We start from the raw sequence: 24240 nt of genomic DNA, 5'->3' as shown, positions 1-24240 counted from the left end.
CATATCACTACTGTAGCTAGATAAGAAAAAAAGCAGAAAAGCTCCATTCAATTCCAGTGTAAAGGCAGGAGGTATTTCCCCCGTGATTAGTTACGATGAGTTCGAAAAGGTTGACATCCGTGTGGGCAGAATTATTCGAGTAGAGGAGTTCCCTCAAGCTCGCAAACCTGCCTATAAACTTTTGATCGATTTTGGGCCAGAGATTGGGATAAAAAGTTCATCCGCGCAGCTTACCAAAAACTATGCGCGCGAAAATCTGGTAGGTCGTCAGGTCTTAGGTGTTGTTAATTTTGCACCTCGCCAGATTGGTCCTTTTCTGTCAGAAGTCTTAACGCTGGGTCTGGCCGACGAAAATGGCCATGTTGTGCTTGTCACCCCTTCCAAAGAAGTCCCCCTGGGCGGTAAATTATTTTAGCCAGTCCGATACCTTCCCTATTGGGAAGAGTGTAAAGCTCGCTTCTTTAAAAAGAAGATCCATCAATAAAAGGAAGATGCTCTCCAGGAGGGAATATCGTTTGCCTTCCATCCTGTCTTGCCGCTTACGCATCTCAACTTCTTCAGCGCAATCATCTGAACGGTTGCGCTGAAGAGGCTCGCATGGTCAAAGCTTCAGAAAGAGAGCTGCCACGCTTGATCGATACTTAGTACGAACGTGCGAAGATGGCTTCACAGGTGGCTGGCTTGCCAGTGTAGATACACTTGCCCTGCACTCCACCCTCTGGCTGATCAAAGGGGATGACACGTACGGTTGCTCTGGTCTCTTCTTTGATCGCCTGTTCGGCTTTGCTATCTTCAGCCCATTTGACACGGACGAAACCACGTTTCTCGGCAATGATCTGCTTGAATTCGTCATAGCTCTCAGTGGTATGCGTATTCTGTTCGCGGAACTCAAGGGCGCGCTGGAAGAGTGCTTTCTGAATCTCGTCCAGCAGTTGTGGGAGACGAATCTCCAGACCATCTACTGAGACAGGCTCTTTGACACGATTATCACGGCGCACCAGCATCACATTGTTGTTCTGGACGTCGCGTGGGCCAATCTCCATGCGCAGAGGCACGCCACGCAGCTCCCATTCGTTATACTTCCAACCTGGAGTATTTTCGCTGCGATCAACCTTGACACGCACTTTCCCTTTAAGCATCTTCTCAACGCGATCAACCAGTTCGTTTACAGCCGCCTTCTCATGATCTTTACGCCAGATCGGCACAATCACAACCTGATAAGGTGCCAGGCGTGGTGGCAGGATTAACCCTGATTTGTCGCCGTGTACCATAATCAGACCACCAATCATACGGGTGCTCATACCCCAACTGGTGGTGGCACAGTATTTCCGCTGGCCGTCTGCATCGAGAAACTGAATATCAAAGCTTTTAGCAAAGTTATGGGCCAGATTATGGCTGGTGGCCGATTGTAGAGCCTTTCCATCGCCCATCATGGCCTCAATTGAATAGGTGCGTAAGGCTCCGGCAAACTTCTCGTTTTCGCTTTTGCGACCAGCAATCACCGGAATGGCGGCCTCTTCTTCAGCAAACGAACGATAGACCTCAAGCATCTGGCGCGTGCGCTCCTCGGCTTCTTCCAGGGTACGATGGGCGGTATGGCCCTCCTGCCAGAGAAATTCAGAGGTGCGTAAAAAGAGAGCTGTTCGTTTCTCCCAGCGCATGACGTTGTTCCACTGATTAATTAAGACTGGGAGATCGCGATAGCTCTGAATCCATCGGGCATAGGTATGGCCGATAATCGTCTCACTGGTTGGCCGGATTGCCAGTGGCTCCTCTAGCTCCTCGCCTCCGCCTCGTGTGACCCATGCAAGTTCCGGGGCAAAGCCCTCAACATGCTCGGCCTCTTTCTCCAGAAAGCTCTTCGGAATAAGTAGTGGAAAGTAGGCGTTGACCACATCCGTCTCTTTGAAGCGTGCGTCTAATAAGCGCTGCAAGTTCTCCCAGATGGCATAGCCATAAGGACGAATGATCATACAACCGCGCACTGGAGCATAGTCCGCCAGTTCGGCTTTTCGTACGACCTGGTTATACCACTTGGAAAAATCGTCGTCCTGATCGACAATATCCTCAACAAACTTCTCTTCGTTAGCCATAAAGCCTTCACACCCTTTCTGCCTATCAAAAACAGGCACAAAAAAACTCGTCCAGCCTAAGGACGAGTCGATGCACCCGTGGTACCACCTCTTTTGAACGCATACCCTCTCTATAAGGGGCAACACGTTCCACTTTCGCAATCACGTATGTTGATTGCCTCTTCCCATAACGGCGAAGAACACCGGTCAATTTCTCACTGACACTCTCAGGGGGGATTCGACGAGGAAGGATTCTACCGCCTTACACTCTCGCGGCTCGCTGTTGGCCATCCAGACGTCTACTAGTCCTGATCAGCGCGTTATCACTATTTATTTCCTGTTTTTTTTAGCATACACGAAAGGTATACAGGTGTCAAGCATAGAACGATCAAAAATGGGAGCCAGCCCCATAAAGCGACCAGTTCAACGCACCAATACACACCTCTCAACACTTCCAACGTGCCTTGACGCGCATCACCATCTGCAAATTTTAATCCATCAGAAAAAAAAGCCGGGGATCTGCAAACATGATTTGCAGATCCCCGGCCAGAAGCCAGTTCGTTAGTTCGTTAGTTCGTTAGTTCGTGGGAGTCACGGCACTATACGAGGTTCCGAAGCGAATTTCGTCGATGGAGCTCAGGCCAGAGCCATTGCCACCATAGTACGCGACACTCTGGAACGCAATGTTCGTCGTGGTCGTCGTTTGAGCACTGGCGCTGCTCGGAGCATTCCCGCCCAATGAGCTGGGATTGACATAGAGGTTCAACGCGTTGGTCGACGCGAAATCAATCCGCAACACGAGGAGCGCTGTCTGCCCGATCTGTACGGGGGTGGTCGTTTGATAGACGGTTCCACCCACTTTCAGGCTCCAATAACGCGTCCCACCAGAGTTTGAACTTCCTCCAAAGTAGCCAATGGCTACATCAGAGCTCGCCTGTCCAGAATTCCAGTTGATCGAGTTATTGTGCAGGTTAAGGGAGGCCTCATCATCGGAATTGGCATCCTTGCGGAGCAAGGCGCTGACCCAGAGCGTCTGTCCCGACTGGCCAATCTTGCCATTGGTCAGGTAAGAGCTAAATGGGCTACTGCTACTGACATCCAAACTCCGTCCAGATGACAGATAGGATGAGCCACCAGTCGCATAATTGCCTGAGGTCTGAAGGGTGCTATAGGTCAGGGCAGAGGAGGTACTGACAGCGTAGCCAGGAACAGAGGTATTTGCATTCTGAACCGACCATGCGCCAGCCCAGCCCGTTCCAGAGGTCTGACCATTAAGTGCACCAGCTGATCCGCTAAAGGAATCAGAAGCGATCAATGAGCCTGACGGGATTGGCGTTGGAGTTGGAGTTGGCGTGCTACCTGGTGTTGGGGTTGGTGTGCTCGTTGGTGTGCCTTGAACAACTGTGCCATTGAGGCTGACGTTGTCAAAGTCGCCAGTGAGCAATGTACCATTATCATGAGCATCGACAGCCAGACCAACATAAACGGTTGATGGGAAACTATAGGTATCTGAGCCAACCTGTGTCCAGTTGGTTCCATCAGCAGAGATGAAGCTGGTGACGGTATTTCCCGAACGAACCAGTTTGATCCAGTCAGGCAGAGCTCGCTGCGGAGGTGTCCCATGAGTTGTACCGCCGTTATCGGTCAGTCGTTCCTGGAAGGTCGTATCCCCACTGGGGCTGTAGTAGGTGATGGCATTGGCAGCCCCACCATCCAGAGAGCTTCGGATCATCACACCAGCCTTAGCGTAGGAATTAGAGTCGCCAAGCCAGGTAACGCGTGCCACAATGGTGGTATCTCCAGTGACCTGCTGATACACAAAGTGGAACTGGTCTGATGTGTTGGAGATGTCTCCACCAGAACCCGTGACACTGAAGGTCCCATTATTAAATGTAGCAGAGCCAACCTGACCCACGCTTCCAATATCCTGACTGAGCCAGCCGTTGGGCAGTGCTCCAGGAGCTGGAATGCTGGGAGGTGTGCCCGTTCCAGGCTGGATAATCACTTCATTAAGCGTACCCGCATTGCCGCCCGACGGTTGTCCGGAAGCGCGAAGCGTAATGCTGTGCAATCCTGGCGAGAACGAGGTTGAGCCTGCGACCACTGTCTGATAGCTTGTGGTGCTCCCAGTATTTGGAACTGAGATCGTCGAGAGTAACGCCCCATCTTCATAGACGCCGATCTGGCCGCCCGCCGCTGTATTACCAGCACTAACAGAGACCTGATAGGTATTGGTTGTACCAATATTGAGCAGATAGCTTGTCTCGTTGCCTAGATTGGTGCGAGCTCCGTTGAGCCCGGTGCGATTCATGCTATAGTGAGCAGCACCGATAAAGGTGGGATTATTGGCATCTACAACCTGTCCCAGATTGAGTGGTGCAGGTGTAAAGTCTGAAGCGTTAATGGTTGCGGCAGCCTGGACTAAGGGATAGCTGCTGGCCTGTTTGAAATCATTCCACTGGCCAAAAGTGCCTGCGGTATACATTTCGCCACCAGCTCGACTCCAATCATTGAATGAATCGATGAGAGCCTGCTTGGCACGTGGGTCGACGCGCCCCTGATCACCTACGGTCCCTTCGATGCCCCAACTGCCTTCATAAGCAGCAGCATGAAGTCCAAAGTAGCGAGCCCAGCTCGTTTGATTATTGAGGCGGCCCTGATACGAGGCTTCAGGAATGCCAGAGGCGAACAGATCATCAACTGTTGCGGCACTATCATTGTTGCTGTTGAAGTACGCAGCACCACCACCACCCCAGAAGAAGTAAGACAGAGGATGAGGAGTACTCACATGCTGAATGCCATCAGCATTGTTATAGTAGTCATTCAGGAATAAGAGCTCATCTTCTGCACTGCTGTTCAGGTTATTATACTGCCAGAAGATCAATGGGCGAACCCGAGAGATCATCGCGCTATCGCCAAAGACACTGCGGAAGACCTGGCTAACATTGAGCGCGCGATTGGCATAGTTGCGATACCAGACCACGTTCCCATTGGTATTCCCATCATAGATCAGCGGCGAATTTGGATTGTTGGCAATCTCTTGCTGAGCGCCAATCGGACCATCATAGAGGTCATGAGCCTGATCGAACTGGAAGTTCCAGGCCTCGTTGGTATACTCAACGTAGAGCTTCAAGTTGGACTTCAGAGGAGCCCAGACGGGATTTGCTTGTGGGCTCGTATAGGGATTGACACCATCACTTCCGTACAACAGCAATTGAGCAAGTTTGGTGATGTAGTCATTATTGGCACGATCTGGAACCACTACATAGAGGTCCTTGTTGTTATCGTTGGCAATCTTGACCATGTACTCGAAGGCCATCTGGTTGCCTTCAAAACCATTATCACCAGGAAGAAGCTTGTGCTGGGTCGCGTAATCGACCGTCGTACGATCAGACCAGTTGACCGACTTGTTCCAGTTGGTCCCAAACATAAAACGAATGTAGGTGTAAGGGGCAACTGCCTGCGCCACATAGGGTGTGAAGATCGATGATGAATCGTAGCTTGTGGTCGATCCCTCACTCACTGGCTTGAACAGCTTCACATTGGTAATGCCCGTATCGACGGCGCTGGTCGCTGTCCTCTGGGTATTCTTAAAGGTCATGTAGAAGTTTGTAGAGCCAGTATCGGTGAAAAGAATCGTCGCAGTGGTTGTATTAGTAGATGAATTGTACTGCTGATTATTGATCTGAGCACTGGTTCCAGGGGTGGTGATGGTGGCCTGGCCATTAAAACTGAAACTATACGTTCCATCAGCCTTACTGGCACCTTGCCAGATATAGAGACCTGCATCGGTCGTAGGCCAGCCATTCGCATCCACGGGAGCTGGACCGGTTGTCCCATCCTGACGATCCCATGACCCACTGGTCTTCATGGCATCCGTAAACGAGTCAAAATCCGGTTCGCCCAGGTTAATGCCGAGCATTGATTTCTGATTGGCTGTCTCTGCATGGGTCCGCTGGGTGGCCGTAAACACAAACACGGTCGCAACCATTGAAAGCAGGCAGACAAAAGGAAGAATGAGCCTCAGAGCTTTTTCGCGTGTACTCCGCACTGGGGAGAGCGTTCTCTGGCCCTTCACTGGTTGTCCATCGGTCGTTTGATGGTACTGAGAGAACATGGTTTGCTCCTTCAAATGAAAGAAAAAAAGTAACCGTCGTCCTTAAAGGTATTTTTGCAGGCGAGTGCATGCAGCTTTCCTCCTCAAGCGCATACTCCTCATAACCCATCAGTATGAGCTGATAGGCTGACGATAGGACAAGTATAACCATACACAAGCGAGTACAAAAAATGACTCGTTGAGAGATGGATCATATGGAGATAAGGCGATAAAGTGCGGATGCGATCGTCTTACTGAAAGGAAGAACCTCAAGCAGGCTGAGGTTTTTCACCTAGGGTGGAGGAATAGTCGTATGCATCAGTTTGACCTCTTTGTCTGTTCCGTCAATGGAACTATTCAACGTCAGATTGTGGGATCATCAAATACTCAACGTCTGTTGGTAGCAGCATCGACTATTCAACGAATTTTTGGGTGAATATCTATATAAGCGTGTTGAGGGATCTCGCCAGCTAACAATCGATCTAAACAGGTAAACATAGTTTGAACAAGTTCAGCCGGGTCGATCTCAACCAGGGTAATATATTCTGTTTCGCGAAAGAGCATCGGCGAGCCTGCATTGGCGTGCGTGGCAATTTTTAGCTCGTTCCCAATTGAGATACCAAGCTTTCGCAAGCCAAATAAGACGCCGGATGTTAACATATCGTCAGTGATAAAAATCCCGTCAGGCTTAGGTTGAGCAGGATCGCCAAAGACCTTTAGCGCCATCTGGTAGCCTCGTTCTTGCCTGCTTCCATGTGAGTACGCATCCGGATTATTCCACTCATTATTAGTAAGCTCTTGCAGGCTATGCGTCCCAATCTGGACCAGAGTTGGATGAAATTCAAGTCCATACTCGACCAGAGACTCTCTGAAACCTTGAAAAGTGACGTTCTTTGTCCAATCAAACAGATTGCTATCCAGGCTCCAAAAGCCAATCGAGCGGCAGCCCTGTTCGTAAAGAGAAGAGACAGCTAGGCGAGCCTGTTCCTTATACGCAGCCTCCACCATATAGGTGCCCAGTCCAGCATAGGCAACAGAGGGGATGTTCTGTTGTGTAATCCAATCAAATGTGATGGATTCCATCCCCACTGATAAGACGCCATGAACTTTTTTGTCAAGAATGAGGGTGATGACATCCTCAGGTAATGACATGTGTTTGGATGTCCTTTCACCGTCAATCGGGTCCAGTACCAGATGAAAACTATAGTATTCTTTGCCCACAGCTGAACGTTTCTCCATCTCCCGAGCAAAGAGGGTCCAGAAGATGCCCCAGAAAGGAGAGTCGTCCTTTCCCATAAACAGACGTGAGTAAAAGAGCACACAGATCGCTTTGCGATGGACCTTGGGCGAGACAAAAATGCCACTTCCCTGTTTACGATAAATGATATTCTGATTCTCTAGTTCTCTGAGCGCACTACTCAATGTGGCCAGGCTGGTATTTAATTGGACACAGAGTTCACGAGTAGTTGGCAATTTCGCTTCAGGCCCCTCTCGAAAGGCCAGCTCACGTAGATGAATACAGATCTCCTGCACTTTTACATCCAGTCTGGATCGAGAGAGATGAGCCACAAGCGTAATTCCTTACTATTTCCTAATTGCTTTTGTTTCGAATTTGCCTGAATTGATCTAAATCAATAGTAACTGAGAAGCAAAAGCTTTGTCAAGTCCTTATAGGACGAAAAGCGTAGACATCACAAAAATCAAAGCGGAGAGTATGAGCTGGTCGTCCGATGGATGGGAGCACCCTGCAAATGGCCCCTTACTGCGCCTACCTGAGGCAGAAATCAGGTAGCTTTTTACACATTTCAGCCGCTATAATATGAATGGAAAGCTCAGGAATAGGCCACAGTGTACGACACGGCCACATACTCATCCAGACAATCTCTGACGATAACAAGAGGAGCTGCATTCATCAATGAAAACATATAAGTCTACAATCATACTCATTGGTTTACTCACCCTTTTCAGTCTGTTCTTTGCCGCCTGCGGGAGCACGCCCAGTGGTCCCAATCAGGTTCATATGAACGATTCTAACTTTACACAGGACAGTATAACTATTAAAAAAGGCGAGACCATCACACTTGTTAACGATACTATGACAGCCCATATTATTGAAAATGGAACCTGGGATACAAATGGGAACGCAAAATCAGGGCAAGAAGCCGGTGCCCCCAAAGTTGACTATAATGTAGGTGGCTATGCGAATCAGTCGGTTGGCCCTTTCAATACTGCTGGCACCTTTGAGATCTATTGCACTATTCATCCAAGCATGAAATTCACAATTATTGTGCAATAATTCCATGAGTTGGAAAGGGCATGCACTTCTGCAGACTGCTCTTTCCAGCTCTTTCCTCTTCCTTCCAGATAACAACCTCATCTTGCTCTTCGTTCCAGATAACAACCTCATCTTGCTCTTCCTTCGCTCGTTTCTCAATTTCTTACTTCAGATGGCCGTATTTACTCTGCTCCAGGAATAAAAAGGGGATGGCGTAACGTTCTATAAGCAGGAGAGCTCTATTGTATACTCCACACATGGTCAAAATTTAACAATTGTTCTATACTTAGAATATGTAACATCAGTTACATATCATTGCCACCTACTAACTGCTTGACAGATCGCTATCAGAGACGATTTGCTCGGTTGATACGTATTATAGTGGTATAAATTGGTGGTATCTACTGATGACCTGTCTCTGCAAGCATGGCAAGCAGCTACTTTGCATCTGGCAGGCGTATCGCATACAATAGAACAGATGCCTATTTTTTGTGAGCGAGAGGAATAACGACAGGATGGCAACCATTGTATTTCAGCAGATCACGAAACACTATGCCGGAACAAATACACCTGCGGTGGATGCTGTGAGCTTTGAAGTGCCTGAGGGGAGCACCTGCATGCTTGTGGGAACCTCTGGCTCAGGCAAAACGACGCTCCTGCGGATGGTGAACCGCTTGATCGAGCCTACATCAGGAGAGATCTTGATTGATGGCAAAAATGTGCTGTCTGAGAATCCTATTCAGTTACGCCGCCGTATTGGGTATGTCATTCAGCAGGTAGGACTCTTTCCGCATCTTACGATTGCCGAAAATGTGCGCGTTACCGCTGAGATTACTGGTGGTTGGGATAAAAGGAAGTTAGCCAGCCGCGTAGATGAGCTTCTCGATCTGGTTGGCCTTCCGCCTCATGAGTTCCGTAAACGGTATCCACGTCAGCTCTCTGGTGGACAGCAGCAACGCGTTGGACTGGCGCGGGCCCTGACAACTGATCCCAGTATCTTATTGATGGATGAACCCTTCGGGGCACTCGATGCGATTACCCGCGCTCGTATGCAGGATGAGCTCTTGCGTATTCAACGCGATGTCCATAAAACTATCCTATTTGTTTCGCATGATATTGAAGAGGCCTTTAAATTAGGGAATCAGATTGCTGTTCTCTCAGAGGGACGGCTGGTACAAATGGGTTCGCCTGTGGAGTTATTGGCGAGGCCCGCGAACAGTTTTGTGAGCCAGTTAGTTGGGGCTGATAATCGTATGCGCCAGCTCCAGTTCTTATCTGTGCTCGATGCTATCGATGGACGTCCCGAAGCCGTTTCGTCGGCTCACTGGGGAGACTTGCCAGGAATTGCAGCCGATACATCTCTCTTCGATGCTCTCTTGCAACTCCTCTCCACGAATGCTCCCGCCCTGGTAATTACGAATCCTTCGTCCGATACTCCCTATGGTGCTGTAACACTCGCCAGTCTCACGCAACAGATTAACCGCTCTCGGCAAGAGACGCCGGTTGAGACGACAAGATAGATTCACTTATGGATAGACGGAGGATTTATGCGCTATCTTTTTAGCTCGTACAACTATGATTTAAGCGACAGCTCGAGCATTCCAAATCTTTTTCTTGTCCATCTCAATCTGGTTGTAACTAGCATGCTCATTGCGATTGTGATTGCTATTCCACTGGGAGTTCTGCTGGCACGCTATCGCTGGCTCTATCTGCCAGTGATTGGCCTCGCAGACATTCTCTATACCATTCCAGGCCTGGCTTTGATTGGTATTCTGATTGCATTTATCCATACGGGACCAGCTACAATCATTATCCCGCTGGTGCTCTATGCTCAGCTGGTTCTGATCCGCAATACAGTGACGGCTATCGATAGCGTCGATCCACTTTTACTCGAAGTGGGACGGGCGATGGGCATGAATAGCTGGCAGTTGCTCTGGCATGTAACGCTGCCTCTTGCACTCCCTGTTGTAGTGGCCGGTATTCGTATCGCAACTGTCACCTCGATTGGTATTGCGACACTGGCTTCGCTGGCAGGACAGGGTGGATTGGGCGATGCGATCTTTAATAGCCTGAATACATTTGACTACGATTCGATCATTGGGGGGGCGATCTTAATTGCTCTCTTCGCTATCGTTGCGGATCTCCTCTTGTTAGGAGTACAGAGATTGCTCAACCGCGGACGCGGCAGTGTCTCGCTATCTTAGAAAGGGGAGTGCGATGTTCAATGCTGTCTGGAGCTTTATTACGAATCCACATAGCGATTTTTTAGGCCACACGCTTGACTATCTACGGCTATCGGCGATTCCGATTGTGCTCTCGCTGCTGATTGGTGTGACGCTGGCGGTGCTGGTCTCGCGCAGTGCGATTGCAGCCTTTATTGCGGTCAATCTCAGTGGTCTGATGCGCGCAATTCCAGTCATTGTCTTTATTATTTTGATGCTTCCTATCTTGAAGACTGGTGAGCGCCCGGGCTTGATTGCATTAACAATTCTGGGTATCCCTCCCATTCTCTTGAATACATATACAGGTATCCGCACAATTGATCCTGCTATTATTGATGCAGCTCGTGGCATCGGTATGACGAACTGGCAGATCCTGCTTCGCATTCAGGCTCCGCTAGTTCTCCCGGTCCTTGCCGCAGGCACGCGCACAGCAGCCGTTCAGATTGTGGCTACCGCAACGCTGGCAGCCTTTACGGGCGGCGGCGGCTATGGTGCCTACATCTTTGATGGCATCAGTACGTTTAAAAATGCTGAGATTCTCGCAGGGGCTATCCCTGTAACGATCTTGGCACTCTCGGTTGAGGTGCTCACAAGCGGGCTACAATGGCTTGTGACTCCGGCTGGTTTACGAGTTAAAGCTCTTGCAGAGTAGCAATGGCTTCTCACTATAAATGGTCTGTCTTTTTGTCTATTTTATTGTAGTACACTCTTGTAGTACAATCTTAAGGAGCATTTTATGTCATCACTGACTTCCCATGTATGGAAGGCACGCAAGCTCTCTCTTGCCTCGTTATTATTGTTGATTCCTATGCTGATCCTCTCTGCCTGTGGCGCTGACTCCGGTTCAACAACAACCCAGGATAAGGGGTCCATCACGATCGGTGGAAAGAAAGATGCTGAAGCTGAGCTATTTACCGAGCTGTATACTCTAATTCTGGAGCACAAAGGCTTTAAGGTGAACTCTAAGCTGGCGTTCGGTAATACTCCTCAGAACTTCGCCGCTATCAAAAGTGGGGATATTGATCTGTATGCCGAATTCACCGGGACGGCTTTGAATATTCTCAATCTGAACTCTACCTATGATCCTCAGAAGGATTATGATGCCATTAAGCAGCAATACAAAGATCAGTATAAAATTACCTGGCTGGATCGCGCCGCTGATCTGAACGATGGCTATGCTCTGTGCATCAATAAAAATGATCCTCAGACTCAGGGTATTACGACCATCTCTGAGCTGGCTTCCAAGGTCTCTCAGTTCCAATTGGAGACGGCCAGCGATGGCACTTCATTTGTGGATGGCCTGAAGAAGACCTACAACTTCGATAGCAATAGCTTCAAGAAGACTGAGACTGTAGACTATTCGGTCGCTCTGACCTCTGTTGGCAGCAAACAGGCTCAGGTTGCTGTCTGCTATGGGACCGATACTGGTGTGGATGCTCAGGGTCTGAAGTTCTTACAGGATGATAAGAATGGCTTCCCTGCCTTCAATCCTTCCCCTATCATTCGTGATGAGGTGTTGAAGAAATATCCTGAGATTGCAGACGATCTGAATCCGTTGGCCAAGGTGCTGACGACCGATGTCAGTATCTCACTCCAGAAACAGCTGGTTGAGAAGCAGAAGAGCGAGTCACAGCGTCAGGCGCTCAAAGATGTCGCTACCGACTTCCTGAAGAGCAAAGGCCTGCTGTAAACGTTCTTTCAACGTTCCCGGCACGAAGCAGCCCTCCCTCATTTGCACCACAGGAAAAATGAGAGAGGGCTGCTTCATGCCGGGAACGGCCTTTGCCGCTGAAAATAAGATATAATGTAGTGCTATCACTCTTGTCGATTGGATCTCTCGATAGCTATGAGAGCTTCCGATGTTCAGTAGGAGAGAAAATATGCGTCTGGGAATACAAATCCCTAACTTCACTTATACAAATGGTCAGGCACAGCTTGGCGATACATTTGCACAGATTGCCGAACGTGCAGAGCGCGCTGGCTTCTATAGCCTCTGGGTCATGGACCACTTCTTCCAAATTCATATGGTAGGACCTGCTGAGAATGAGATGCTGGAAGGCTGGAGCGCTCTCGCCTTTGCTGCGGCTCGCACCAACCGGATTAAATTGGGAACAATGGTAACTGGAGTTACTTATCGTCATCCCGGCCTGCTGGTCAAAACCGCGACCACGCTCGATGTGCTCTCGCATGGCCGAGCCTATTTTGGTGTGGGGGCAGCATGGAATGAGCAGGAGCATGCCGGATTAGGAGTGCCATTTCCCCCACTGGGCGAACGCTTCGAGCGCCTGGAGGAGACGCTCCAGATCGCTCACCAGATGTGGAAAGGCGATGAAAAACCCTTTGAAGGCAAACACTATCAGCTCACTCGTCCCCTCAATTCCCCTCAATCTGTCCAACGTCCCCATCCTCCCATCCTTATCGGTGGCACAGGAGAACGGAAGACCCTCCGTATGGTGGCACAATATGGGGATGGCTGCAATCTCTTTGCTCGCCTGGGTAAAGAGGGACTACAACAGAAGCTGGATGTTCTCCGTGGACACTGTGAGGCCCTGGGCCGACCCTACGAGGAGATTGAGAAGACGACGCTCGATAGCCTGAAGATTACACGCGATGGCCGCAATGGCTCTCTTTCAGCCAGCGCCGCGATTGACCTCTTTGGCTCATTGGCCGAACAGGGGATTGATCAGGCTATCTTTAGCCTACAAAACGTTGAGGATATCGAGGCCTTTGATATACTGGCCACTGAGATCGTTCCCGTCGTCGAGAAGATCGCTGTGGCTGGTCGTTAAACACGACTTTTAAAAAGGGGATAGTCAGCATGGCACAACGCACGCTGCTCACAGCACCTGAAGAGGCCTTTGTACAGCGGCAGCGTGTCGCCAGGCTGGCTACCGTAGATGAGCATGGGACGCCTTATCTTGTCCCCATCTGCTATGCATACCAGAGACCTGACTTCGCGATTGCCCTCGATGAGAAGCCCAAAACCGTTGCCGTCACTCAGTTGAAACGCGTCCGCAATATTCTTCTCCGCCATGAAGCGACGCTCTTAATTGATCAGTATTCAGACGATTGGTCACAACTGGGCTATCTGCAACTTTTCTGCCATGCAGACCTGATCAATCCCTCTGATGAGCGTCATAACAAGATGCTACCACTCTTGCGAGCACGCTACAGGCAGTATGAAGCTATGAATATTGAGCAGTCACCTATGATCCTATTGACACCACATCATATTACCCCCTGGGGACCCGCCATTTCGCTTCCAACTTAATCCTCGTCAGACAGCTCTTCCTCGCTGGGGATCTTCTGCAAAATAGTCTTCAACAAGGCGGCTGTATTCCAGGCATCATCATCTCCACGATGGTGCGTACCCTCGGGAGTTAGTTGAGCCATCTTTAGTGCCGCCATCATACCGATCTCTCGCGGGAGCGCATGCAAGAGGGCAAAGACGGTTTTCAGGTTCAGATGGCGAGAATTGAAAGGGTACTCAATCTTTCTTGCAAGACATTGCTGCTCAATAATGATCCGATCATAATCACCCCAGCTCGCCCAGACACGTTCTTTGGAGGCATACTCTGTACGCAATATGTTGCAAGCTTCAGCAAAAGAGATCCCCCCATCCACCTGCTCTTGCGTTAATGTCGTTAACTTTGTACAGAAAGGACTGACGACCGAGCGCTCAGGTCGAATTAAGAGGCTCCGTTTTTCGCCCCTGGTGTGCGTTGAGACCTCAAAAGGGCAGATGCCGATCTCAATAATCTCGTTCTCCTGTCCCTCTGGCACAGCACCATCCCAACAGGTTGCCTCGATATCAATTACTAGAACAACATCCAATAACTTTTTCATTGAAAATAGTGCCTTTCTTCCTCAAACTATACAAAACCATCAGGAATATGGTGTAATATGATCGGGTAATACTATGCACTGACGACAATGAGGAATTTCATAGTATTCCATTGCAATCATCTTTTTGGCCATGTACATTCTCAACCATACATGTATTCCCTGTTTATAAGGAGCTTCACATTTATGAATTGTCGCGTCTGCAATGCACTGTTACCACAGGGGGCAGCCGTCTGCCCACAGTGCGGAACCCGGATCAATGCCTATGGATTCCCAGCAGGCCAGCCACAACAACAATCTCCTCAGGTCGCAACGAACTATGGCTCAGATCCCTATAATGTCTTGCAACCTCCTCCTCCTCCTCCATACTATCCTAACGTACCACCAACTACTCCTCCAGTACAGCCAAAGAAAAAGAAGAGATCGTTGTGGCTCTACATTGGTATTCCGCTGATAGTCATCATGGCAATCTGTGGTCTGGGTGCCTATGGTCTGACAAAACTTGTTCAATATGGTACAGATATCTCTATTCATGAGACCGCTACAGCACAGGCAAACCAGCTAACTCCGACCCCTGGTTCATCACAGACCCCTACTCCCACGAATACCAATGCATTTACCCAGGCACTCCCCGCCGGAGCTACGCTACTCACACATGACACCATGGAGAATACGACGTCTGGCAATCTCTGGAGCAACTCAAGCACAACCAGCAAAACGAATGCGAATGATACTTATGCCTGCGGCTATAAGGATGGTAGCTATCATATTACACGCACAATCAAAGGAAGTTTATCTTGCCGGGCCGATGCAACAAATCTTACATTGAGTAATCTTGCGATCGCTGCCAAATTGTCTGTTGTCAAAGGAGAACGCATGGGGATCCTTGTCAGACTCTCACCTGTTCCAGGAAAAGGGTATCTCTTTTTTACAGATATTGAGGGCAACTACAATCTTGATCTGATCAACTATGCTTCGACCACCAATAACTTCACTGTCCTGACAACAGGTCAAAGCGCTGCCATTCATACTGGCCTCAATACAGAAAACGAACTGGGCTTGATCGCTAATGGAAGCACGTTAAGTCTCTATGCCAACGGACAGTTTCTGAAAAGTTTTACTGATACGACCTATACGACCGGTCAGGTCGCTGTCTATGGTGATAGCGGCATCGGCGATTTCGATATTCAGGTCACCGATGTGAAGGTCTGGCAGATCTAGACGAGATTTCACTCTAAGAGCGGTGCACGATCCAATTCGATATCAGCAAAGGTCAATGGATCTTCTTTTGGCTCCAGGTGCGTAAACACAGTACATTCAGGCAGGGCCGTCCGTATTGCTATCTCGATCTCTTCGCAGATCGTATGACCTTTAAGGACGGTCCAGCTCCCTGGCACAATCACATGGAAAGAGACAAAACGGCGCGAACCAGCCGCTCGACTGCGCAGTGCATGAAAACTAATCCCCTGCTGCCGATAACGCTCTAAAATGGTCTGGATCTGCGCCTGATCTTCCGCTGGCAAGGCGGTATCGAGCAGGCCCAATCCTGTCTGCCTTAAGAGCTTGACGCCGGTCCAGATGATATTCACTGCTACCAGCAGACCAATAATAGGGTCGAGGATATCCCAGCCCGTTATGACAACCAGGGTTACTCCAATCAACACACCAACGGTTGTATAGACATCAGCAAACAGATGGTGAGCGTCGGCCTCTAATGTGATTGAGCGCTGACGTTTTCCTTCACGAAGCATAAACCAGGCGAGAATACCATTGATGAAAGCTCCAGCCACAGAGAAGGCCAGACCAGGTCCAACCTGCTCCAATTTGACGGGATGGAAGAGATGCGGCACCGATTCAACGATGATGACCAGGGCCGCCACGAGGATGAGAGCTCCTTCAACCCCGCTCGAAAAATATTCAGACTTCGTATGTCCATAGGTATGGTCTTCATCTGCTGGACGAGCCGCCAGGGTCAGGGCCCATAATCCAACCAGGGCCGCCACCAGATTGACCACCGATTCGGCTGCATCCGAAAAGAGCCCCACTGAGCCCGTTAAGTAATACCCAATAAACTTTAAAGCCATTGTTACCAGGGCAGCCCCTACCGACAGAAGCATATAAAATCTTGGCGAGCGTTGCGTCATGACCACGTCCTTATCTATAGATATAAGCTTCGCTACATAGCGACTATTTATCTTACCACGCACAACAATACGTAGACCGATGTTCTTTACCCTTCTCAACCACGTGCGACTGTATCAAACGAAGATCAAACGATCAAGCGAGGTCTGGAATTTGTCTAAAAAATATGCTATAGTATTATGCGTAAACTATACAGTTTTACTTACTACTTACCCGAGAAAAAGGATTCACAGGCTACCTATATGTAGTTGCACATATCCTCTTATTCCGGCATACTAGCCGGCTCATACGCATCTTCCACTACCTGGAGTCTCCCTATCTCCAGAAATGATGGCTATGGGTCAGGCGAACAAGACGGCCTCCCAACCCGCTCTGTCTGCCGCATAATTTCTCCTTCTAAGAAATTTTGAGAGTCTCTTGCTGATCTCTGTTTGAAGGTATGCAGGGATGAGCTTCTGTGCAAACAATGAGGATAGCTCTATGGTATCGATCTATAAATATCCCCGCACGCCCCATATCGAAGGCTCTGGCCTCCAGTACGGCGATGATGAACAGACAATTTTGCCCATGGCAGCATTGCTCAATCGCCATCTGGTCATTGAGGAGAAGATGGATGGGGCCAATTGTGCCATTAGCTTCAGTGATGATGGCACTTTACTCTTACAGAGTCGTGGACATTATCTCTCCGGTGGCCCACGCGAGGCGCAGTTTAGCCTCTTCAAGACCTGGGCTTATAGCTACATGCTGCCACTCTATGAAGTGCTCGGCGAGCGCTATATTCTCTACGGTGAATGGCTCTATGCCAAACATACTATCTTTTATACTGAGTTGCCGCACTACTTTATGGAGTTCGACCTCTATGATAAAGAGCACGATCGCTTTCTAAGCACCGTTCGCCGACGCGAGCTTCTGGCTCTCCTTCCCTTTATCGTCTCTGTTAAAGTGCTTTACGAAGGTCAGATCGAGTCTTGCGAAGCCCTGTTAAAGTTGGTTGGACCCTCTCATTTTATCGGATCAGATCACCTTGAGATCCTGGAACAGATCTGCCAGCAGAAAGGTCTGGCTATCCAGCAGATCCTCAACGAGACAAATACCAGCCTTCTTATGGAGGGGCTCTATCTCAAAATTGAAGATGATGATGCCGTTCAGGAGCGCTATAAATATGTCCGAAAAAGCTTTCTTCAGAGTATCCTGAGCTCCGAAAGCCATTGGATGGAACGCCCAATTATCCCCAATCAATTGAGCCGTGACGCATCTCTGTTCTAAATTAGTAGTCTTTGTTTAGCAACCTTTGTTAGGAGACTATATGAATATCCATACTATTCATCACGCTTTTTTTTGCCCTTCAGGTCCTCTCTGGTCACTGGATTGGGATAGTCTGGTCCAGACCTTTCCCTGGTTACAGCGAATGGCCGGTGTGCCACAAAATCCAATCTATCACGCGGAAGGAGATGTTCAGATCCATACCCGGATGGTGGCTGAGTCCTTAATCTCACAAGATGAATGGCGTCAGCTGTCACTGGTCGATCAAACGTTGCTCTTTGCGGCTGCCTTATGGCACGATGTGGGAAAACCACTCTGCACAAAGATCGAAGAGGATGGAAAAATCACGTCGAGAGGACATGCTCGCAAAGGTGAACAGATTGCCAGGCAGTTACTCTGGACTGGTGAGGAGTCCACTCCTATCCTGCCTTTTGCTCAACGCGAATATATCGCGGCTCTGGTACGCTTTCACGGTCTCCCTTTACAATTTCTCGATAAGTATCAGCCAGAACGTATGCTTCTGGCTGCCAGCCTGCACATTCGTCTGGATCATCTGGCTTTGCTGGCTGAGGCCGATGTATATGGACGCATCTGTGCCGATCAGCAGGAGCTGCTCACACGCGTTGAGCTCTTTCGCTCCTATGCCCAAGAGCTTGGCTGCTATACTCAGCCTTATCCCTTTGCCAATCGCCAGGGCCGCTTTGTCTACTTTCAGAAGGAGCAAGGCGATCCCACTTATGAGGCATACGAACAAGCAAAATTTGAGGTGGTGCTGCTCTCAGGCTTGCCAGGAGCGGGCAAGGATACCTGGATTCGTAGCCATCTGGCTGAGTGGCCGATGGTAAGTCTTGATTCCATTCGACAGGAACTCAAGATCGATGCAGAAGGTCCACAGGGGCTGGTGATACAGACTGCAAAAGAGCGAGCGCGGACCTACCTGCGTCGGAAGCAGAGCTTTGTCTGGAATGCGACCAATATCAGCAAACAGTTGCGCCAACCGTTGATTGAGCTCTTTACAAGCTATGGAGCTTCTACCCGTATTGTCTATCTCGAGGCTCCCTTTACAACTATTCTGCAACGCAATCGCGAGCGAGCAGCCAGTGTGCCTGAAGCGATCATCTACAAATTATTGCATAAGCTGGAGGTCCCTGACTTAACAGAAGCTCAACAGGTCGATTATTATACAGAAAGTTGATCTTCCCCAAAGCCTATCCAGATGGCAGGGGAGAAAGATGAAACAGAACCATCAGGTGCCTCGTTCTTCAACGAGCCACCATCCAGGGTGTGCTCTCTCCATCTCATCGCGACAAAAGCATACAAGTACGAGGGGATGAGAGAGAGCTGGTTACATTTTCTTTGTTGTTTGCAGATTTGAGAGGAAACGCGCAAACCCCTCTCGATCCGCAATAGCTTTCACGCGCCGAAATCCGTCTCCATAGACAGGATCGCGATTCTGCTCAATATTCTTCGCAAAGTAGGCGCTCTCAGCACCTGACTGGCCTCCATAGTAGCGGTAAGCAAGCAGTTCGCAAAAACCTTCCTCTGCCCAGGAAGGAAGTCCACGTACCTCATGGACAATCAGCCAGACATGGCCCAGTTCATGAGCGGTTACACCCTGAAAAAGGACGGAGGGCATCCCATGCAGCACAGAGACGCCATCGATATCAGTCTTGAGATACTGTCCATTCCGGGTATAGGTTGTGCTCATCGTTACGCCCAATGAGTGGGGATCATGGCGCTCTTTTAAACGCTCGGATAATTTCACACGATCACATAACTCAAGACTGATCGGTTGATTATGATAGAGCAGGCCCTGCCCGTTCATCCAGCGTACAACCTGACCAAACAGGGGTCTGGCAATACTAATCTCCTCAATTGCGGTCGAGCGACAGATCTGGCAGCGTTGCAGGTCTGAACCATGTTCCTGCTGTGCTGGTGGAATCAAACGTCCACAGAACTGGCAGGCTGGAAATTGTTGCTTGTGCTCTTGACAAAACTTGTTGCCCCACTGATCGACCAGAAACTCTCCCATCAAAGGCTTATTGCAATAGGTGCAGCGAGGAACGACCGTATTCTGATAGCAGGACTCATGATAAGAGGAGTTTGTCCTGGGATCAATCACATATTTTCCACTTAATGGCTGACCACAGGCGGCGCAGCGAGGGAGAATTGTATTCTGATAGCAGGTCTGGTGATATGGCGCATCATTGTGCACCATAAAGCTCTCACCCTCAAAGGGACGCTGGCAAGCCGCGCAGACAAAATGCTGTGGATGCCAGGTCGCATTTAAAGCGGTAATATACCGACCCTGAATAGGCTGACCACACTGTTTACAGATAGGTGTCGTAGCTTGCATACACACATCCTTTAAGCAGATGGAAGATCAATCGCGTAATAATCAAAACGACTGGTTACGGCAAAACCACAGGAGGTATAGAGCCCAAGCGCATGCTCGTTCTCTACGGCCACTTCAAGGGCAAACGAACGATAGCCTTCGGTTAGATAGTGCTGGATCACCCAGGCCAATAACTGTCGTCCGTAGCCACGCCCACGATACTCTGGTAGCACTCCAAAGCCATAAATGAAGATTGTTTGATTGGAAATGGACACATCCAATTTGCCAACCACGATATTATCTAGCTCAACCACAAAGTACTGGCGCTGTTTGTCTTCTAAAATCGCCTCGGTATACCACTTGACCTCGCTCTCAAGCATATTGAAAGCAAGAGCTGTTATGCGGCTCAAGATTGGGAGGTCGCTTCTGTTAATAGCACGAAAGTGCAGTTGTGGGCTAAAGCTTTCAGGAATACGAGGCTCTCCCATCACCATCTTATACTCAGAATGATCAGATCGTGGCTGTAGCTTCTCCGCAAAGCCTTGACCAGATTTCGAAATATGCTCAACAATTAAGAGCAATACTTTGAGCTGGCGGCGCTCACACTCTACAAAAGCTGCCTGGTAAAGCTGAGTAAAGATGCCTTTTCTGCGATGGTCGGGGTGCACCATCCCACTTAGCTCAGCCTCTTTAGCATTAAAACTAAAGATAGCAAGAAAGCCAACGAGAGCTCCCTGATCATAATACAGAAAGTCATTTGTTAATTTGGTTGGACGGCTTTTGAGTGTCTCCCAATTCAGTTTAAGATCCAGATGCTCATATGCATTGCAGACCTGCGCTAACTGCTCAATCTCAGATAATTCACGTGTGGTCAATCCCTGAGCGGGATAAAGCCCATGGCGGTCAGAGCTTCTCATCAAAGTCCTTTTCTACCTCTATCGCTATTCGTTGAGAAATCCATCTCAATATGACATAGTTGAGAAATCTATCTCAATACGACATAGTTGAGAAATCTCTATCAATAAGTATATCTCACTTTCCAGTAGGATTGAACCTTTTTGGCGGGCGTAAACGTGTCATAACTACCATCAGTTCTTAAGCTCCAATGTCAAAGGAGGAAACTTTTATGCCAGAGAAAAAACCTCTCAAAGGTGTAGGAGAAAAGGAAGAGCGACAATACGAACACATTAAAGAGTCCGCGCAAAAAAGTGGTCGTTATGGGGATAGGGCAGAGGAAGTGGCCGCTCGCACTGTGCTGAAACATCATAAAGAAGAGCACCACAAAAAAGGTCAGTAAAAAACAGGGGCGTTTTCGAACCCGCCCCTGCTTTTTTGTCCTTGCTCACCATCAACATCTCAGCTTCACAAACTACTTACCAACAATTCCCATACGGGGATCAGTAAGCGGGCCATGGTCATCAAGAGCCTGTGCCGTCAGACGGTGAGTTGAAACAAGCTTTCCATATTGAGAGATAGCGATACCAACCAGCGTAATCAGTGCTCCCACCCACTGTAACGGTGTCATCCCTTCATTCAGCAGAAAGCTGGCAAGTAACATGCCTAGCAGTGGTGCAAGATAACTATAAATGGTCATACGGACGACACCGATATGAGCAATACCATAGTTCCAGAGAAGATTAGCCCCCGCAGTACCACCCAGAGCAGAGAAGAGAATCGCGATCCAGGCCTGCCAGGGCAGGTGCATCAGTAGACTCCCGTTTCCACTCGCTGCTCCTAACGGAAAGAAGAAGCAAGAGCCAAAGATGATGGTCCAGGTTGTTACACGGGAAGAGGAATAGCTCATCAGCGTTCTTCTATTTATCAGGGGTGCTGTGCCAGCTAGAATGCCAGATCCAATCACCAGCGCAAAACCCAGCAGGCTCTGTGAACTGAGCATCAATGCACTCTTTTTGCCCAGCACCACCCCTAAAACACCGAGACAGGCAACGCCAACTCCAAACAACATCAAAAAATTCAAGCGCTCTCTTGAAGCAATTGAGGTAAGAATCACCATAAAGGCGGTGGTAAACGCCGTCAGCAGCGCAACCATTGAGGCATCAATAAAATGCGATCCATACAGAAAACAGATCTGCTGTGCGCCAAAACCAACCAGACTTGCGACAATCATCCGTCTGACAGCAGGCCAGGTGACCCGAATCGAGCCTTCCATTGATCTTAACAGACAGACCATCGCAATTGAAGCAATCGCAAAGCGCAATAAGCCCAGCATAAAAGGAGTAAGATAAAATAACGCAATTTTTACAGATGTATAATTGAAACCCCATAAAAGACTGGCACCCAAAACGGCAAGATCGGTACGTTGTACTTTCATAAACCCAACCCCTCTTTGGTTGGAGACGGAAGATAATTGAACCTTCTGCTACCCTACTGCTTATTGGCGGTTTATAAAGACATATGGAAGAAAATGAAACAAAAAAACGGGCGTCCACCGCCAAGAAGAGACAAAAAGAAATAGTCCAGTATTCTGGATACTTATTCAGACGAATGATAGAGATAACTGGCTACAAAATTTTAGCGTGTTTCTCAGCAAATTCTAAGATTCCAGAAGATTCGTGATATACTGTTGCATAGTCAACGGGCACTCTTTTTCAGCGAATATCTCATTGCTTTAGGAAGCAGGATTGTATATGCTCAATTCGACATCAATCAAGGTGGTCAACCAGGCAAAGTTTTCACAGCGCTTTGTACGGCCATGCTATGCTTCATATTGCTTCTCGAGTATTCCCGCAACCATTGATTTTCTTCTGACTGGCACCCCCCAGCAGACTCTGCCGCTCGATGTCTTTGGCAAACTACCAACGAGATACAAAAAAGTGGTCCTGCTCTTCATTGATTCCTTTGGCTGGCGCTTTTTTGAGCGTTATTCAAAGCGCTATCCTTTTCTCAAGGCCTTTCTTCAGGATGGTGTGGTCTCGAAGATGACTTCACAGTTTCCTTCAACGACGGCTGCACATGTCACTTGTATCCATACTGGGCTCAATGTTGGGCAGAGTGGCATCTATGAGTGGAGTTATTACGAACCGCTTGTGGATGATATGATCTCCCCCCTCCTGTTTTCGTATGTAAACGATAAGTTCTCACACGAGACGTTAAAACGCTCTCCACAGCCAGCCGCCGCCTTTTTCCCCAGACAGACTTTCTATCAGATGCTCCAGAGCAAAGGGATTGAGAGTCATGTCTTTCAAAATGAGAATTATACAACTTCAACCTATTCAGAAATTGTGTTCCGTGGCTCTCAGGTTCATCCCTACCGTACTCTACAGGAGGCTCTCCGTTCTCTTAGCCAGGTGCTTCTCTCCCCAACAGAGAAACCTGGCTATTATTTTCTGTACTTTGATAAGATCGATACCACCTGCCATAACTTTGGCCCTTATTCAAAACAGCTCGATGACGCAGTCGATGTCTGCCTACGCCACCTCAATGATATTCTCTATCAAACGGTCGCTGGCAAGTGCACTGATACGCTATTACTGATGACTGCTGATCATGGTCAGGTAGAGGTCAATCCACAACAGACGTACTATCTCAATAAACAAATTCCCAATATCTCACGTCTGTTCAAAACGAATAAGCGCGGCAGTGTGATGGTCCCGGCTGGCTCAGCTCGCGATATGTTTCTCCATGTAAAAGAAGAGCATCTCACAGCCCTGGTTCCAGAATTGCGCCAGCGCCTGGATGGGCGAGCCGAGGTCTATCTGACACAAGATCTGATTGCACAGCAGTTCTTTGGTATGCAGCCCCCCAGCTCCACTTTTCTTGATCGCGTAGGAAATGTGGTCATCCTTCCCTATAAACATGAAACGGTCTGGTGGTACGAGGAGGGCAAGTTTGCTATGCATTTTCAGGGTCATCATGGCGGCCTGACGCCTGAAGAGATGGAGATCCCCTTTATGGCCCTCTCACTCTAAAAGCTCCCTTACGTCTCACAATGTAGAGAAGAAAGGCGGATCATTCATCGGCAATTGTGAATG

The 24240-nt window shown here is 48.8% G+C and carries 22 protein-coding genes; 14 read left to right on the top strand and 8 right to left on the bottom strand.

Annotated features, from left to right (window positions below):
- The first annotated feature begins 73 nt into the window (after nucleotides 1–73).
- The gene (locus EL628_RS07115; protein ID WP_126579268.1) at nucleotides 74–415 is read left to right on the top strand and encodes a tRNA-binding protein; all 342 of its coding nucleotides are present in this window, start codon (nucleotides 74–76) and stop codon (nucleotides 413–415) included.
- A 226-nt stretch (nucleotides 416–641) separates the two neighbouring features.
- On the opposite strand, the gene proS is transcribed toward EL628_RS07115, so the two are convergent.
- Nucleotides 642–2093 (bottom strand): proline--tRNA ligase, encoded by a 1452-nt coding sequence (proS, locus tag EL628_RS07110; protein WP_126579267.1) that lies wholly within the window; start codon nucleotides 2091–2093, stop codon nucleotides 642–644.
- A gap of 556 nt (nucleotides 2094–2649) precedes the next feature.
- Nucleotides 2650–6189 carry a carbohydrate-binding protein gene (locus EL628_RS07105; protein WP_126579266.1) on the bottom strand — a complete coding sequence of 1180 codons (3540 nt, stop codon included), beginning with the start codon at nucleotides 6187–6189 and terminating at the stop codon, nucleotides 2650–2652.
- A gap of 292 nt (nucleotides 6190–6481) precedes the next feature.
- Here EL628_RS07105 and EL628_RS30750 point away from each other — a divergent pair, with 292 nt between their 5' ends.
- The gene (locus EL628_RS30750) at nucleotides 6482–6604 is read left to right on the top strand and encodes a hypothetical protein (RefSeq protein WP_281276523.1); all 123 of its coding nucleotides are present in this window, start codon (nucleotides 6482–6484) and stop codon (nucleotides 6602–6604) included.
- Here the strand turns inward: EL628_RS30750 and EL628_RS07100 are convergent.
- A complete protein-coding gene (locus EL628_RS07100; protein ID WP_126579265.1) occupies nucleotides 6586–7737 on the bottom strand; it encodes a substrate-binding domain-containing protein in 1152 nt (383 codons plus the stop codon). The genes EL628_RS30750 and EL628_RS07100 overlap by 19 nt on opposite strands.
- 346 nt (nucleotides 7738–8083) lie before the next feature.
- Here EL628_RS07100 and EL628_RS07095 point away from each other — a divergent pair, with 346 nt between their 5' ends.
- The 7 genes from EL628_RS07095 to EL628_RS07065 all read left to right on the top strand — a co-directional run bounded on the left by EL628_RS07095 (nucleotide 8084) and on the right by EL628_RS07065 (nucleotide 13936).
- Nucleotides 8084–8464, top strand: a complete 381-nt coding sequence (locus tag EL628_RS07095) for a cupredoxin domain-containing protein (protein ID WP_126579264.1) — start codon at nucleotides 8084–8086, stop codon at nucleotides 8462–8464.
- A gap of 494 nt (nucleotides 8465–8958) precedes the next feature.
- Nucleotides 8959–9963, top strand: a complete 1005-nt coding sequence (locus EL628_RS07090) for an ABC transporter ATP-binding protein (RefSeq protein WP_126579263.1) — start codon at nucleotides 8959–8961, stop codon at nucleotides 9961–9963.
- 27 nt (nucleotides 9964–9990) lie between these two features.
- Nucleotides 9991–10647 carry an ABC transporter permease gene (locus EL628_RS07085; protein WP_126579262.1) on the top strand — a complete coding sequence of 219 codons (657 nt, stop codon included), beginning with the start codon at nucleotides 9991–9993 and terminating at the stop codon, nucleotides 10645–10647.
- Nucleotides 10648–10660: 13 nt separating this feature from the next.
- A complete protein-coding gene (locus tag EL628_RS07080) occupies nucleotides 10661–11317 on the top strand; it encodes an ABC transporter permease (protein ID WP_126579261.1) in 657 nt (218 codons plus the stop codon).
- An 84-nt stretch (nucleotides 11318–11401) separates the two neighbouring features.
- Nucleotides 11402–12355, top strand: a complete 954-nt coding sequence (locus tag EL628_RS07075) for an ABC transporter substrate-binding protein (protein WP_126579260.1) — start codon at nucleotides 11402–11404, stop codon at nucleotides 12353–12355.
- A 190-nt stretch (nucleotides 12356–12545) separates the two neighbouring features.
- Nucleotides 12546–13454, top strand: a complete 909-nt coding sequence (locus EL628_RS07070; RefSeq protein WP_126579259.1) for an LLM class F420-dependent oxidoreductase — start codon at nucleotides 12546–12548, stop codon at nucleotides 13452–13454.
- A gap of 29 nt (nucleotides 13455–13483) precedes the next feature.
- On the top strand, nucleotides 13484–13936 hold the full coding sequence (locus EL628_RS07065; protein ID WP_126579258.1) for a TIGR03668 family PPOX class F420-dependent oxidoreductase: 453 nt from the start codon (nucleotides 13484–13486) through the stop codon (nucleotides 13934–13936).
- Here the strand turns inward: EL628_RS07065 and EL628_RS07060 are convergent.
- Complete coding sequence (locus tag EL628_RS07060) at nucleotides 13933–14511, bottom strand: 3'-5' exonuclease (RefSeq protein WP_126579257.1); 579 nt, start codon at nucleotides 14509–14511, stop codon at nucleotides 13933–13935. The two genes, EL628_RS07065 and EL628_RS07060, sit on opposite strands and share 4 nt — an antisense overlap.
- Nucleotides 14512–14694: 183 nt before the next feature.
- On the opposite strand from EL628_RS07060, the gene EL628_RS07055 reads away from it, so the two are divergent.
- Entirely contained in the window at nucleotides 14695–15729 is a 1035-nt protein-coding gene (locus EL628_RS07055) for a hypothetical protein (RefSeq protein ID WP_126579256.1), read from the top strand.
- 8 nt (nucleotides 15730–15737) lie between these two features.
- Here EL628_RS07055 and EL628_RS07050 read toward each other — a convergent pair whose 3' ends face one another.
- Entirely contained in the window at nucleotides 15738–16652 is a 915-nt protein-coding gene (locus EL628_RS07050; RefSeq protein ID WP_126579255.1) for a cation diffusion facilitator family transporter, read from the bottom strand.
- A 478-nt stretch (nucleotides 16653–17130) separates the two neighbouring features.
- Here EL628_RS07050 and EL628_RS07045 point away from each other — a divergent pair, with 478 nt between their 5' ends.
- Complete coding sequence (locus EL628_RS07045) at nucleotides 17131–17916, top strand: RNA ligase family protein (protein WP_126579254.1); 786 nt, start codon at nucleotides 17131–17133, stop codon at nucleotides 17914–17916.
- A 40-nt stretch (nucleotides 17917–17956) separates the two neighbouring features.
- Nucleotides 17957–19108: an AAA family ATPase gene (locus tag EL628_RS07040; protein WP_126579253.1), complete on the top strand. Its 1152-nt coding sequence runs from the start codon at nucleotides 17957–17959 to the stop codon at nucleotides 19106–19108.
- Between the two features lie 150 nt (nucleotides 19109–19258).
- Here EL628_RS07040 and EL628_RS07035 read toward each other — a convergent pair whose 3' ends face one another.
- A complete protein-coding gene (locus tag EL628_RS07035; RefSeq protein WP_126579252.1) occupies nucleotides 19259–20269 on the bottom strand; it encodes a protein DA1 in 1011 nt (336 codons plus the stop codon).
- Nucleotides 20270–20280: 11 nt separating this feature from the next.
- A complete protein-coding gene (locus tag EL628_RS07030) occupies nucleotides 20281–21165 on the bottom strand; it encodes a GNAT family N-acetyltransferase (RefSeq protein WP_126579251.1) in 885 nt (294 codons plus the stop codon).
- 209 nt (nucleotides 21166–21374) lie between these two features.
- Between EL628_RS07030 and EL628_RS30110 the strand changes: the two genes are divergently transcribed.
- A complete protein-coding gene (locus EL628_RS30110) occupies nucleotides 21375–21545 on the top strand; it encodes a hypothetical protein (RefSeq protein WP_170211133.1) in 171 nt (56 codons plus the stop codon).
- Between the two features lie 72 nt (nucleotides 21546–21617).
- On the opposite strand, the gene EL628_RS07025 is transcribed toward EL628_RS30110, so the two are convergent.
- Nucleotides 21618–22580 carry a DMT family transporter gene (locus tag EL628_RS07025; protein ID WP_126579250.1) on the bottom strand — a complete coding sequence of 321 codons (963 nt, stop codon included), beginning with the start codon at nucleotides 22578–22580 and terminating at the stop codon, nucleotides 21618–21620.
- A 316-nt stretch (nucleotides 22581–22896) separates the two neighbouring features.
- Here EL628_RS07025 and EL628_RS07020 point away from each other — a divergent pair, with 316 nt between their 5' ends.
- Nucleotides 22897–24177, top strand: a complete 1281-nt coding sequence (locus EL628_RS07020; protein ID WP_126579249.1) for an alkaline phosphatase family protein — start codon at nucleotides 22897–22899, stop codon at nucleotides 24175–24177.
- The last annotated feature ends 63 nt before the right edge of the window (nucleotides 24178–24240 follow it).

The sequence above is a fragment of the Tengunoibacter tsumagoiensis genome (genome assembly GCF_003967535.1).
GTDB classification, from domain to species: Bacteria; Chloroflexota; Ktedonobacteria; order Ktedonobacterales; family Ktedonobacteraceae; genus Tengunoibacter; species Tengunoibacter tsumagoiensis.
The sequence above is the reverse complement of the archived record's forward strand: the minus strand, read 5'-3'. Positions and strand labels throughout refer to the sequence as shown.

What these genes read in the sequence shown, in the direction of transcription:
- proS (WP_126579267.1), bottom strand. Translation starts at nt 2,093, where the DNA reads ATGGCTAACGAAGAGAAGTTTGTTGAGGATATTGTCGATCAGGACGAC.
- EL628_RS07105 (WP_126579266.1), bottom strand. Translation starts at nt 6,189, where the DNA reads ATGTTCTCTCAGTACCATCAAACGACCGATGGACAACCAGTGAAGGGC.
- EL628_RS30750 (WP_281276523.1), top strand. Translation starts at nt 6,482, where the DNA reads ATGCATCAGTTTGACCTCTTTGTCTGTTCCGTCAATGGAACTATTCAA.
- EL628_RS07095 (WP_126579264.1), top strand. Translation starts at nt 8,084, where the DNA reads ATGAAAACATATAAGTCTACAATCATACTCATTGGTTTACTCACCCTT.
- EL628_RS07090 (WP_126579263.1), top strand. Translation starts at nt 8,959, where the DNA reads ATGGCAACCATTGTATTTCAGCAGATCACGAAACACTATGCCGGAACA.
- EL628_RS07085 (WP_126579262.1), top strand. Translation starts at nt 9,991, where the DNA reads ATGCGCTATCTTTTTAGCTCGTACAACTATGATTTAAGCGACAGCTCG.
- EL628_RS07080 (WP_126579261.1), top strand. Translation starts at nt 10,661, where the DNA reads ATGTTCAATGCTGTCTGGAGCTTTATTACGAATCCACATAGCGATTTT.
- EL628_RS07075 (WP_126579260.1), top strand. Translation starts at nt 11,402, where the DNA reads ATGTCATCACTGACTTCCCATGTATGGAAGGCACGCAAGCTCTCTCTT.
- EL628_RS07070 (WP_126579259.1), top strand. Translation starts at nt 12,546, where the DNA reads ATGCGTCTGGGAATACAAATCCCTAACTTCACTTATACAAATGGTCAG.
- EL628_RS07065 (WP_126579258.1), top strand. Translation starts at nt 13,484, where the DNA reads ATGGCACAACGCACGCTGCTCACAGCACCTGAAGAGGCCTTTGTACAG.
- EL628_RS07060 (WP_126579257.1), bottom strand. Translation starts at nt 14,511, where the DNA reads ATGAAAAAGTTATTGGATGTTGTTCTAGTAATTGATATCGAGGCAACC.
- EL628_RS07055 (WP_126579256.1), top strand. Translation starts at nt 14,695, where the DNA reads ATGAATTGTCGCGTCTGCAATGCACTGTTACCACAGGGGGCAGCCGTC.
- EL628_RS07050 (WP_126579255.1), bottom strand. Translation starts at nt 16,652, where the DNA reads ATGACGCAACGCTCGCCAAGATTTTATATGCTTCTGTCGGTAGGGGCT.
- EL628_RS07045 (WP_126579254.1), top strand. Translation starts at nt 17,131, where the DNA reads ATGGTATCGATCTATAAATATCCCCGCACGCCCCATATCGAAGGCTCT.
- EL628_RS07040 (WP_126579253.1), top strand. Translation starts at nt 17,957, where the DNA reads ATGAATATCCATACTATTCATCACGCTTTTTTTTGCCCTTCAGGTCCT.
- EL628_RS07035 (WP_126579252.1), bottom strand. Translation starts at nt 20,269, where the DNA reads ATGCAAGCTACGACACCTATCTGTAAACAGTGTGGTCAGCCTATTCAG.
- EL628_RS07030 (WP_126579251.1), bottom strand. Translation starts at nt 21,165, where the DNA reads ATGAGAAGCTCTGACCGCCATGGGCTTTATCCCGCTCAGGGATTGACC.
- EL628_RS30110 (WP_170211133.1), top strand. Translation starts at nt 21,375, where the DNA reads ATGCCAGAGAAAAAACCTCTCAAAGGTGTAGGAGAAAAGGAAGAGCGA.
- EL628_RS07025 (WP_126579250.1), bottom strand. Translation starts at nt 22,580, where the DNA reads ATGAAAGTACAACGTACCGATCTTGCCGTTTTGGGTGCCAGTCTTTTA.
- EL628_RS07020 (WP_126579249.1), top strand. Translation starts at nt 22,897, where the DNA reads ATGCTCAATTCGACATCAATCAAGGTGGTCAACCAGGCAAAGTTTTCA.